General features: G+C 61.7%; 10 protein-coding genes. 5 read left to right on the top strand and 5 right to left on the bottom strand.

What is annotated here, in order from left to right; genetic code table 11:
* The first annotated feature begins 18 nt into the window (after window positions 1-18).
* Window positions 19-465 carry a metallopeptidase family protein gene (locus tag ACTHUY_RS01595; RefSeq protein WP_228201520.1) on the top strand — a complete coding sequence of 149 codons (447 nt, stop codon included), beginning with the start codon at window positions 19-21 and terminating at the stop codon, window positions 463-465.
* A gap of 148 nt (window positions 466-613) precedes the next feature.
* On the opposite strand, the gene ACTHUY_RS01590 is transcribed toward ACTHUY_RS01595, so the two are convergent.
* From ACTHUY_RS01590 to ACTHUY_RS01580, 3 genes are read right to left on the bottom strand one after another with little or no spacing between them, the layout of a single operon-like run.
* On the bottom strand, window positions 614-2002 hold the full coding sequence (locus ACTHUY_RS01590) for a DUF5719 family protein (protein ID WP_441654576.1): 1389 nt from the start codon (window positions 2000-2002) through the stop codon (window positions 614-616).
* Entirely contained in the window at window positions 1999-4902 is a 2904-nt protein-coding gene (locus tag ACTHUY_RS01585; protein WP_441677391.1) for a glycosyltransferase, read from the bottom strand. The genes ACTHUY_RS01590 and ACTHUY_RS01585 overlap by 4 nt, the downstream gene beginning before the upstream one ends.
* Before the next feature lie 6 nt (window positions 4903-4908).
* On the bottom strand, window positions 4909-5274 hold the full coding sequence (locus ACTHUY_RS01580; RefSeq protein ID WP_126702807.1) for a WhiB family transcriptional regulator: 366 nt from the start codon (window positions 5272-5274) through the stop codon (window positions 4909-4911).
* A gap of 197 nt (window positions 5275-5471) precedes the next feature.
* On the opposite strand from ACTHUY_RS01580, the gene ACTHUY_RS01575 reads away from it, so the two are divergent.
* The 3 genes from ACTHUY_RS01575 to rfbA all read left to right on the top strand — a co-directional run bounded on the left by ACTHUY_RS01575 (window position 5472) and on the right by rfbA (window position 8152).
* On the top strand, window positions 5472-6305 hold the full coding sequence (locus ACTHUY_RS01575; protein ID WP_441677389.1) for an inositol monophosphatase family protein: 834 nt from the start codon (window positions 5472-5474) through the stop codon (window positions 6303-6305).
* Window positions 6302-6937, top strand: a complete 636-nt coding sequence (locus tag ACTHUY_RS01570; protein WP_441674848.1) for a TIGR03089 family protein — start codon at window positions 6302-6304, stop codon at window positions 6935-6937. Before ACTHUY_RS01575 ends, ACTHUY_RS01570 begins: the two co-directional genes overlap by 4 nt.
* A 345-nt stretch (window positions 6938-7282) precedes the next feature.
* Window positions 7283-8152 carry a glucose-1-phosphate thymidylyltransferase RfbA gene (rfbA, locus tag ACTHUY_RS01565; protein ID WP_441677387.1) on the top strand — a complete coding sequence of 290 codons (870 nt, stop codon included), beginning with the start codon at window positions 7283-7285 and terminating at the stop codon, window positions 8150-8152.
* A 262-nt stretch (window positions 8153-8414) separates the two neighbouring features.
* Here rfbA and rfbD read toward each other — a convergent pair whose 3' ends face one another.
* A complete protein-coding gene (gene rfbD, locus ACTHUY_RS01560) occupies window positions 8415-9272 on the bottom strand; it encodes a dTDP-4-dehydrorhamnose reductase (RefSeq protein ID WP_441674850.1) in 858 nt (285 codons plus the stop codon).
* 111 nt (window positions 9273-9383) lie between these two features.
* On the opposite strand from rfbD, the gene ACTHUY_RS01555 reads away from it, so the two are divergent.
* Entirely contained in the window at window positions 9384-9998 is a 615-nt protein-coding gene (locus ACTHUY_RS01555; RefSeq protein ID WP_441654569.1) for a dTDP-4-dehydrorhamnose 3,5-epimerase family protein, read from the top strand.
* A gap of 216 nt (window positions 9999-10214) precedes the next feature.
* Here the strand turns inward: ACTHUY_RS01555 and ACTHUY_RS01550 are convergent, their stop codons facing one another.
* Entirely contained in the window at window positions 10215-12008 is a 1794-nt protein-coding gene (locus tag ACTHUY_RS01550) for a DUF2142 domain-containing protein (RefSeq protein ID WP_441677385.1), read from the bottom strand.
* Between the last annotated feature and the right edge of the window lie 68 nt (window positions 12009-12076).

The raw sequence follows: 12076 nt of genomic DNA, 5'->3' as shown, positions 1-12076 counted from the left end.
GCGGGGTACCCTGGTCGGGTGACCACCTATCCGTCGAATCAGTTCCCCAAGCCACATCCGACCCTGCGCCGCGACCGCCACGGCCGTGGTATCCGAGGGCCGATCATGCCTCCCAGCACGCCAGCCTGGCGAACGCGTGCGGAACGCTTCGATGACATTGTGTCGATGGAGATCGCCACCTATCGTCGGCACCTCGGTCCCGATGTTGACCGGCTCGACTACGGCGTTCTCGACGTACCCGAATCCGATCCGACGCCCTGGGAGGACGGCATCCCCCAGGCCCGCTTCTTCCCCATGGACAAGTCATCGGGCGTGGAGGGAAGGATTGTCTTCTACCGCAGGCCCATGGAACAACTGGCCCCCACGCCGGGAGCGCTCTCGCTTCTCGTCCACGCGGTCGTCACCCAGCAACTCGCATCCTTCCTCGGAAAATTCCCCGAGGAAATCGACTACCACGGTCACTGACAGCATGCCCCTCGCGCTAACTCACCGAAACTCGCAACGTACGGGATAGCAGCATGTGAGATTAGGCCTGCCGCCGCTCGACGCCCATCACTCACGCGTCTGCGACACTGGCGCAGACACTCATTCGTGTTGCCGTGACGAAGCGTGCCTAGTTGATGACCTGGAGTTCCAGGTCGCTGGATCCCGCCGGTGGGATCGTGAGGGTTAGCCCCGCTATTCCGGTGATGGTCTCCAGCTCCTTGACTGAGAGAATCCCGGCATAGACCCCCGCATCTGCTTCAACAACCGCGTGCGATGCACTATCCGGCGACGCCACTGTAGCGATCTCGTCAACGTCGACCTCGGTTTCTTCGACCTCTGCGCCAAGGTGGTCGTAGAACGTGATCGTGGCTCCGGTCGGTTCCGCAGAGTACAGCGTCACATACGATTCCGAGTCCGGGATCGTGACAACACCGTTCGTGACGGGCTCACCAGAAGCGAGCCAGGCAAAATCACCCTCCAAATCTACCCGCGCCGCGGCAAGAACTGGACGGTCGGCGTCAACGATCAGGGCGGACCAGTCACCACCCAGCCCGTCCATCGACAGGTCCAGGACCGTGCCCGGGGCGAGAGCCACATCCTGCGAACCCGGCACTTCTTCCGTACCATCTGTCGTTGCGGACAGTACCGACACGGTCGCCGTCTTCGATCCCGGATTCGCTACCCGGAGAGAGACATCGCCGTTCTCCCCGGATAGATCGGCTCCCGGGACAACAACTCGCTGCGAGGGCGCAGCCCCTGGCGAGACAGTTTCGACACCGGAGCCGACAATGCCATCAACCTCGTGGGTGAGCAGCTGGGCCGCCACCTCACCTCCCGTGGAGGTGATGCGGAAGGCAAGGCGAGCATCCCGTGCCCCTGCCTCAACCAGAAGGGTTTCGCTCGAATAGGCGTCGACGGTTGTGCTCGACAGGATCGATGGGGCCGCTTCGCCGGTCGACGTGTAGACATCGATATTGACCGTGGCGGGACTTCCCGAAACGTTTGTGAGGACCAGCTGGGATGAGGAGGACGCCGACGTTGCTCCGCCGACAAGGAACTGTTCGGTTGCTGGCGCCACGCAGGGAGTCATCGCCATGCCGGCAAGTTCGCCGCGGTCCTGGAAACGCTGGGTCGTACCGGTAGCTAAAGCCGCCTCATCCCCCGGCTCTACGCGAAGCTCGCCCGGGAAGGCACCCGACTCGAACGACGAACGCAGATTGTCCGCGCCCTCGGATTCGATAGTGGTTCCGGCCAGGCTCGCGTCGCCGCCGGACACAACGATCGTTCTCGTGCGCACGAGGTCCGTGGAGTCTTCCCCGCCGATTCCGGCAGTCGTCTCCCCCATCGTGTTCTCAAAGTCCGGTCCGCAGGCTAAAGACACGGCGCGTGCCGTTCCCTCCACCGAGGACAGTGCGGGATCTGCCGGGTCTGCGGCGGGCGTCAGGAGAGCAAGGGAGACGCCTCCGACCCCGATGGCAAGGGAGGCCAGTCCGGTTGCGATACGAGTCTTGCTCATCGGATCCTCCACGGCAGGCTGACGGTGACGTTTCCAATAATGAGAAGAGCTCGGAGCAGGGTCACCCAGATAATCGAGAACCCGCCCTCGTGGGAAATCGTGACCTCGCCGGCCTCTTCAACGGTCCACGCCGCACGCCAATCATCATCGGCACGCTCCAGCTCTTCGCCATTCTGGGTTGCGGTCCACTTCGGGTTGTCACGCTCGGCAAGGTACAGAACACCCGGTTCGGCATCAACTGCCGCCTCGATAACGCCGGACGGCAGTACCTCTCCGCCCTGCATGACGCGTCCCGACGGGACGTCGACTCGCCAGAACGTGCCAACATCCGCGGTTGTCACCCGGGTGATTGAATCGGTTGCGTCCAGCATCCTCGCGAGCTGCTCCGACTGCTCTCCGGTTCCGGGAATGAGAATAACGGTGACAGCGTGCTCGGCTATAAGGTCGGCGAAATCGTCCTCACCGAGCCGGGTCAGGGCCTGCCCAAGGTCGTCCCTGCTGGATGGGAGATGACCGGTGTGGGTAAGTTGCGGACCGTCGCCCCGCCACAGCGAAACCGTGATCTTCTCACCTTCGGGAGTGACCACGAGGGTTCGGCCCTTTTCCGGGTCCGTTGAGCTCTTCTGCGCGAGCGCGGGAACGCTCACCTCGGGAGCGCTACTCACCGCATGCTGAGGGGATCCGGTATGAATGCCGACGAGCCACGAGGCCGCCGACGCGACGGGAAGGGCAACGAGGCCCAGGGCGCAGATACCGACGAGGGCGTGCCGCAATGACAGGGACGAATCTGAGAGGTCGGCGCGGATACCGTGGGCTCCGCCCACGATTGCAACGAGCAGGCCGAGCCACAGCAGGCTGAGGCCCGGGCCCGGCCAGGCGATTGCCGTTTCGAACACTCGCTCGTCCACACCGATTTCCTGGGTGAGCGAGAACGAGACGAGCAGGCCGCCAAGACCAACCAGCGCCCATCCCGCTCTGACCGTACCGAAGCGGCGTGCCCGAGCAAGCGAGACCATCGCGGCTAGAACAACGAGACCGGTGGCGACGAGGATGACGACTTTGAAGGAACCGATTCCTCCCGGCCATCCCGCCACCACTTCGTACTCGGTTCCGTCCTGCCAGGAGAACGTTGCTCCGGGGAGGCGAACCAGGGAACCGGGAAGGTCCTTCAGGAGATACCAGAGGGCGGGACCCGCGAGGGAGACGCCGGGGGCGACAAGCCACATCCAGGCGGCCCGTCGCTGGGCAACGGCAAGGACGAGGGCCACAACGCCGATCGAGAGGAGGAACGCCGGGTAGGCGGCGCCCGCCACAAGAGTCCACCAGGCTGCCGATCCCAGATGGGAAGAGCGTTGCGCTCGCACGTAGCGAGCAATCGCTGCCACGACGAGGGGAAGCACAATGTGGAGCAGAACCGCACCGGCCTGCCCCGCGGACAGGGACGACAGGAGGGGCGGCGCTACCGCCCACGCGGCACCCGCCACGAAGCGCACCGCCGGGGAGTTCGCGACCGCACCGGAGGCGCGGAAGGCCGCCATGCCGGCCAAGAACGGGGCGAGCAGGAAGAACAGGAAAACAACTTCGGTGAGCGTGCCACCAAACCAGCCCGCCACGTACACAAACGGGATCGCCAGAACCCAGATCGGGTCCAGGTATCCGGGATAACCGTCACCGGTGGGAACCCACGACGATATGGCAAGGCGAAGGAGATCGCCTGCCGACGAGTCATCGGGAAGCAACCCGCCACCCGTCAACCCGAAAGCCGGGAGATTTGGCAGGAACGCGACGATTCCCGCAACGATGGTGATAACGGCGAGGGCAAGACCACTGGCTCGGGTGCGACGGCGCCGCTCGGCCGCTTCTTTGCGCAGGTGCTGAGGCGGAAGGTGCCGCAGGCGTCGAGCCTCGCGCTGGGCCTTACGAATATCTGAGCGACCGTCAAGAACGTCGCGGTGCCGGGCTTCGAGGCTCCGGTAGGACGTTGTGACGGTTGCCTGCTTGAGCCGCTTCCGGGCGCGCCACAGCGCGCCGGTCTTCGCAAGTAGGCTAGCACCGCCGCGAAGCTCACCACGGGCACGGACCGTGTCTTTCACGCCAAGACGGAAGAGTGCGCGTATGGGGGACAGGAGCAGGAACCAGAGGAAAAGGACCGGGGCGAGAAGGAGCGGGGCTCGCTGAATCGCCGTGTACATCTGGGATCCGCGGCGCCGACCAAAGGAGGCAGGGGTGTCCGCGAAGGACTCGCGCGCGTGCCTGATAACTGCGGAGGGAACAACAACGACGCGGTGGCCGGCCGCTCGGAGGCGCCGTGACAGCTCGAGGCCGTCACCGAAGGGCCCCAGGACGGGATCGAATCCCCCAGCATCGACCAGGTCAGCGGTCCGCAGGAGCATTCCTGCGGTGCCGACACCGAGAACATCGTCGCGCCAGTCGAACTGGCCCTGGTCTTTCTCCCTCGGATCCAGCTCGGGGACACGGCGGCTTGACCGGGTCGCCGTAATGCCAACTTCAAGAAGCTCCGTCGGGTCGTCCCAGCCAACCTGCTTCGGGCCGAGCGCTGCGACTGCGCGGGAAGCTTCACCTTCGCGGTGCAAGTCGGCGAGGCACCGTTCGCCCGGTGCCGAGTCTGCGTGGAGAAGCCACGTCCACTCCGACTCCCCCATGCCGTCCTCGTAGGCGGCACCCGATGCGGTGGCGTCGGAGCGAATGATGTCGGTTTCGATACCAACATCCGTGAGGACGGATACGTCGAATTCACCGTCGTCCAGGAGGACGAGGTTCAGCCTGTCGGGGGTGCGGGTTCCGGACGCTACCGCCTGGAGAGTGGTCGGTAAATGGTCGGACGTGGAACGGCCGACGACAATCGCAAGAATGCCGCCGGCCGCGGTGTTAGCGCTCACCGCTGATTACCGTTCTCCAGCGGCCCGCCTGCGCTGGCGCGAAGCCCTTCTGCGGTCATTATCTGACATGCCTCCCCAGATGCCGTGGCGAATATCGTTCGACAGGGCGTACTCGAGGCACTCCCCACGAACTTCACAATTCTGGCACACGCTGGTTGCAGGGGCGGTGGAGCCGCCCTTCTCCGGGAAGAAAATATCGGGATCGGTTTCGGCGCACAGCGCTCTGTCGAGCCAGCCGAGTTCTCCCTCGTCGTAGCCGAGCCCCCACAGGTTATGGAACAGTGAGCTCGTGCTGGTGGGAAGCTCCGTTACGGACGCTCCCTTGCTTTCATGGCGCGGGTGAGGCGCCTGGTTGCCGGTCAGATTCCACATCTGATCGAACCCCCTTACTAATTCGGTCACTGAGTAAATTACAACCGTGTAAGACCCAATTAGTCAAGGTGAAAAAGACAAGTTATCTCGAGAATTCTCTCAAGTGGCCGATAGACACGCCACAAATCGCCCATAAAGATTGGATTCTCTTCACAGCCTCATTGGCGTGTTGCTCCCCGGCGTGTCAGCATGGATATGTGCTTGATACGACACCGTCCGAAATTCGCCAGTTCATTATCGATCTCTGCACCACCCTTTCCCCAGGTCTGAGGGCCGCGAACAGGGATGCTGGGGCGATCGACACGAAGACAGATTTTCACGATGTCGTGACCGTGCACGACCGCGCCACCGAGGTAGCGATCCGGGAAGCAATCTTTGAGCGGTTCCCCGAGTCGGTGGTTCTCGGTGAAGAGACCGGATGGTCCAACCGCACGGGTGACGCTGGGGAGCCCTCCCCAAACGATCTGATCTGGATCGTCGACCCGATCGACGGCACCTCCAACTTTGCTGGCGGATGGGATTACTGGTGCATCTCAATCTCGGCAGCCCGCGATGGAGAGTTTGTGGCATCCGGGGTCTGCCAGCCCATCGTCAACCGGATTTGGTCGGCTGACGACACGGGCGCATACCTGGATGAGCCCGGTTACGAGACTCGCAGGCTCTCCGTCCAGCGGGACGCTGTTCCTTCGGATGGTCTGTGCGCCACGGAATACCCAAAGATCAACACTGCTGATGATTCCGCGCTGGTGAGATGGCGGGAAGCGGGACGTTCGTTCCGGTCGATGCGCCGCCCGGGCTCCACGGCTCTCGACCTTTGCTACGTGGCAGACGGCAGGGCCGTTGCCTCGTTCTCGACGGGAGTTCACTCGTGGGATGTGGCGGCGGGAATCCACATTATCCAGCAGGCCGGCGGGATCTACGAAGGCCACAATGGGACAGAACTATCAACTCCTATCTGGGATGGTTCTTCCTTTGTTGCAGGCGCCTCTAAAGCCTGCGTAGCGGCCGGACGAAAGGCTCTTGGACTGTGACTGCAATTGACGTGTATCGCGCCCTGCTCAGCCGGGGCGCTCTACCGGTGCTCACGCTTTATGGGAGCTCGGCCGGGGCTCCCCGCCTCGAGCTCTCCGGCAAAGTTGTCGCCAACCACGTCGCTAAGGCAGCTAACTTCCTTGCTGACGATCTCATGATCGATGCTGGTAGCAATCTAGAACTGGACCTGCCAAGTCACTGGCGTCTCATCACCTGGGGCCTCGGCGGGCTTCTGGCCGGCGCCACCGTTGGCTTCGAAGACGGGGAAACACTGGTCACCACCGATCCCTCCGGGGACGCCGACGAAGTCATTGCCGTTTCCCTCGGGGCCCTCGATCTGTCCTACCCCGGTGATCTTCCAGCAGGGGTAACCGACGGCAACGGTGAAGTTCTTTCCCAGCCAGACATTCTCCTCGACGAAACTCTTGGTGCGGACTCCAACGCGGCAGACTTTCAGGTCGATCTGCCGGAGGGAAGCGGCCGCCTCCTTCTCGTCGATCCAACGCCCCAGGAACTCCTCTCGACGTTCCTTTCCGCCCTTCAAAAGGACTGGACCCTTGTCGTTGCCGACGCGGACTCGGCAGAAAAGGCAGAGCAGGTCGAGGGAGCCGTTCGCCTACCTCGAGTCTGAGAGAACGCTTCGTCCCTAAGAACATGCCGTCCCTGAGAGCGCAGGTCGATTAGAAGTTTGGGAACATAGGCGGATTGGATCCGACAGCTTTGGTCGTTCGGGCCCGGATCGGTCGCTTAGTGCCAGCATTATTCGCCCCTTGGCACCAACATGATCGGTCGCGAAGGTCACGCAGTATCCTCCTCCCGACTTGAAGGCAATGCATGTCTGCTCAGCCTGGGACGTTGACGAACAGTTCCTGAATCCTCCCTGATTCGAGTACCCGTTACCGGCTACTACTCGTGCGCTCCCACGGGTTTCAGGCAATAATGGGCGAAGCACATCCCCCTACCGGAAGGTTCAGCTATGCGTGGCATTATTCTTGCCGGTGGTTCCGGCACACGCCTGCACCCCATCACCCTGGGTGTGTCCAAGCAGCTTGTTCCGGTCTATGACAAGCCAATGATCTACTACCCCCTGTCGACTCTCATGCTGGCTGGGATCAAAGACATTCTCATCATCACGACGCCGCATGACGCGGAGTCTTTCCACCGTCTGCTTGGCGACGGTAGCCACATGGGAGCGAACCTCTCCTACACCGTCCAGGAAGTTCCCAATGGACTGGCTCAGGCTTTCGTTCTGGGAGCCGACTTTGTTGGCGATGAGGCAGCGGCACTGGTCTTGGGTGACAACATCTTCTACGGCCCAGGTATGGGAGCAAAGCTACGCCGCCACATTGATCCCGATGGTGGTGCGGTCTTCGCCTATCACGTCAACGATCCCGAACGTTACGGCGTGGTAGAGTTCGATCGCGAGTTCAAGGCCCTGTCGATTGAGGAGAAGCCAACAAAGCCGAAGTCAAACTATGCGGTTCCTGGCCTGTACTTCTATGACAATGACGTCGTTGCGATTGCTCGTGACTTAAAGCCTTCGGCTCGGGGCGAGTACGAGATCACGGACGTCAACGCTCACTACCTGCGTGAAGGCAAGCTGTCAGTGGAGGTCCTCCCCCGCGGCACGGCCTGGCTCGATACCGGCACGTTCGATTCTCTTGCTGATGCGACAAGCTTTGTGCGTACTGTCGAGGCACGCCAGGGCCTGAAGATCGGCGTGCCACAAGAGGTCGCGTGGCGCATGGGATTCCTCACCGATGAGGAGCTCGTCGAACGCGCGGAGCCTCTCGTGAAGTCGGGCTACGGCCAGTACCTCCTCAACCTCGTCGAGCGAGGTAAGTAAGAGCCACCACGCCAACCACGTTGTGGCTAACGCCGGTGCCGTATGAACAAAGGTGACGGCCCCCTCAAGCCTCATACAAATGTCGGTCGGTCTCGCTTAGTGCGTGACCGACCGACATTTAGATGAAACCTTGTCTAGTTAAAAGCTTGTTTAGATGAAAGCTAGTCTCGTTGAAAGCTTGATTGCTATTCAATCCCGGTTCTTAGGGTAGATCGATGAGAGTCTTCCGAACGAGGAGTGCAGCACCTGGGTTGCGTCCGCTCTAGTCCTTGAACTCTGCAAGGACGGCCGGGGCGGCTTCGTTCCAGCGTTCGAGCCAGTTACCGATCGGGTCGACGCCGACGGCGACGAGCTGGTTGTGGCCAAGAACTGAGAAGGACGGGCGCGGGGCGGGACGCTGGAATGCTGCGGCCGTAGTTTCCTTAACGATGTCCGGGTCCTTACCGAGGGAGGTCATGATGGCCTGAGCAAAGCTGTGCCAATTGGTTCGCCCTGAGGAAGTGCCATGGTAGGTGCCGGAAGGCACCTCGGCGAGCACGAGGCGGAGGATCAGGTCTGCGAGGTCAGCGGTCCATGTCGGTTGACCAACTTCGTCGGTAACGACAGACAGGGTCGAGTTCTTGTTTGAAAGCTCGGCCATGGTCTTCGGGAAGCACGTGCCGTGAGCACCGTAGAGCCATGCTGTGCGGACAATAATGTAGTCATCGGTACCTGCGCGCACCGCCCATTCACCCGCGGCCTTCGTCCGTCCGTAGGCTCCCGCCGGGTTGGCGGCACCGCTTTCCAGGTACGGGGACGAGTTCGAGCCATCGAAAACATAGTCGGTGGAGATATGTACAAGCCGGGCACCGATTTTCTTGCAGCGGCGCGCGAGGTGTTGAGGGCCTACGGCGTTGGCGAGGAAAGCTTCCGCCTCGTTTTCTTCGGCGGAATCAACGGCCGTGAATGCGGCAACGTTGACAACAACGTCGACTTTGTCGATCGCGTGCTCGACGGATGCTTCGTTCGTGATATCGACTTCGGTTCGGTCCACGGCCATAACATCGTGGCCTTCCGCAACGAGCCGCGTAACCAGGTCGGTTCCGAGCATGCCCTTTGCGCCGACAACCATCCACCTCATCGGCAGTCCCTTCGTTCGGTGACAGTGGTCTTAGCCTAGCGCGCCCGGCCCAATATTCATGCCAGGTGCTAGTGTGGGATCCAACAATTGAACCGAATTTGGGAGGCCCCCTTGGACATCCAGCCACTTTCGATCAGCGGCGCTTGGCGCATCACTCCCCAGCAATTCCCTGACGAGCGGGGAGTTTTCCTCGAAGCTTTCCAACAGCCAGCCTTCCATGAGGCAATCGGCAGGTCCCTCGAGATTGCTCAGGTCAATACGTCAATCTCGAAGGTCGGCACGATCCGCGGCATCCACTACGCCGACATTCCACCGTCACAGGCCAAGTACGTCTTCTGCACCCAGGGTGCGATCCTCGATGTCGTCGTCGATATTCGTACCGACTCCCCAACATTTGGTCAGTGGGACGCTGTCGTTCTTGACGATATTGACCGTCGTGCCGTCTTCATTTCCGAGGGCCTCGGCCACGCATTCATGGCCCTGGATGACAACTCCGTTGCCACCTACCTGTGCTCCACCACGTACTCGCCGACGCGCGAACACGGCATCAATCCCCTGTGCCGCACGATCGGGATCGAGTGGCCCACGGAGGACCGCAACGGCAATCCCATCACCCAGATCATTTCTGGGAAGGACCGCAATGCTCCCGGACTGAATACGTCCAAGGAACAGGGGCTTCTTCCCACCCTGGCTCTCGCTGAAGGCTTCGTCCGCGGACAAAAGTAGCAGCATCAGACTATAGGTCGACGCGCAGCAAATAGATCCAAGTACCCATCGCGGTTCTGTCAATAAGCATCGCGGTTCAGTGATCTAGCACCGCGGTGCTGTCGCCCAGTACTAGCGCGGACCAATCAGGTCCCGTGGGGAGCACCAGCTGCTCCCCACAGTCGTATCGGCAGGTTGCTTAGCCCTCAATGGCTCGCTCAGCTGTGAAGAGCCGGTTTAGCGGCCTTCAACAGAGGAGTCCTGGACGGCGTCGCCCGTGGCTGCGTGGCGTGGCTTGGCGTCACCGTTCAGAGCCGGCCCTTCCTGGGCTTCGGAGGCTTCATCACCGACACCCACCGGCGGGTTCGAATCTGCTTCGTCAGATCCCGGGGTGGTTTCCCTGCGGGGGCGGAAGAGCCGCTCGCCGAGAAGCGGACGAACCTTTGCCTCGTCTTTCGATAGGTCAAGGCGTGATTCGATTCGGGCAACGATAGCTGCAAGGACAAGTGCGGCAACAAGGACGATAACCACGCCGGTCATGAGGACCGTGGTGGTCCTGGAGCTGATACCGGTAACTTCGGAGAAGCGCTCAAGATCAATCCTCGTGTCCTCACCGGGGTAGAGACTTTCGAGGAAGTAGACGTAGCCGTAGGCACCGACGGTGACGGTAATCGCGGCAAAGATAACGAGGGTGATTCCTCGTCTGCTTTGCAACCCGAGAATGATGACTGAAAGGGCGGCGATCATCGGGAATAGGTACCTGCCCTGAACACCCGCGATCATTCCCGTCTCAACGTAGGTGGACCAGGACTCGGCCAAGAGAACGAGGACGAGTCCGCCGACGGGAGAGAGAATAGCAACCGCCGTGCGGCGATGCTTGCCTGCGGCGATCACGCCCCAGATCACTGCAACAATGAGGGCGCCCGAAAGCAGGAAAGTGAGGTCGCTCGGGAACTTCGCCTCGAGCCAACCAAACGACGAGAAGAACGACGTGGCAATGCTACGGAGTGCGGATGATAGGAATCCCGCGGGTTCGGCAAGGGCCGGATCCCATTCCGCGCCTGGCGCGCGGTGGAAACCAGAGGGCTGGATAACGCCGTACCGCACAACGTTGAGAATCCACCACCAGCCGATGGCAAGAGCGAGAACGCCCGACGTGCCGGTAGCAACGATCCGGCGCCTCCACGACTCGTCTCGCTTGAGCATGAAGACAAGGACCAGTGCCAGACCAAGCGCCAAGAGAAGCCCCTTGCTCCAGAGGGCCAGCCCCAAAGAACCGCCCGCGAGAAGAACGGTCTTCCGAGAAATCGGTTCCGTACCCGCCTTGGCTAGCGCGGCAACAACGAGAGCCCCCGTACCAATTGCCATCGAATCATTCGTCACGCCCCCCGTAATCGCAAAGTACTGGGGTATAGCGAAAGGCAGGAAGCCCGCGGCCAGCGCCCATGTGCGTCGCACGCCCAGCCTGCGTGCCGTGTAGACAAGAGCGGGAACAACGGGCGCAGTGAGGAGTATTCCGTAGAGGCGGAGCACGGTGAGCATCCTGTCCCACGGCTGCTCCTCCAAATCAAAGACAGAAACCAGGGCAGCCCCACCCGCGTAGTAAACCGGCGGGTGCTGGCTCATCTGGTCAATCTCAACGGCCTCCGGATCGGCCATCTCCACCGGGCCAATCGCAGACCGTTCGCCTTCCGGGACAACTTCCCGCTCCGCAAAGAACGTATACAACGGGGGCTCGCTACGCTGCTCAACACCGCTGTTCTCCAGGCGGGTGCGAGACATACCGACGAACCTATCCGCCTGCTCAACGATAATGCCGGATTCCCGTCCCGCCTGCACAACGGCAGGATCAAGCATCGCCTCACCCGGCACCGGCCATCCCCCACCGCTCGCTAACCGCAGGATCGAGTTCACGTGGTGCGGCTCGTCCGGGCCGCGGAAACCAGGAAGGGACAGCGCCCAGGCAACCTGGAACACCATGACAAGTCCCGTCAGAAGCAGGGTCGCCCCCATGAACACGCGTTTCGTCATGTCCTACTCCCTTCCTGTCCTGATGCTAACCGTACGAATAGCGCTCGCGGGCAACGACTCAAGTACGG

The sequence above is a fragment of the Flaviflexus sp. genome, from assembly GCF_052087705.1.
GTDB lineage: Bacteria > Actinomycetota > Actinomycetes > Actinomycetales > Actinomycetaceae > Flaviflexus > Flaviflexus ciconiae.
Note: the sequence above shows the minus strand (reverse complement) of the source record. Positions and strands in the feature narration are given on the sequence as shown.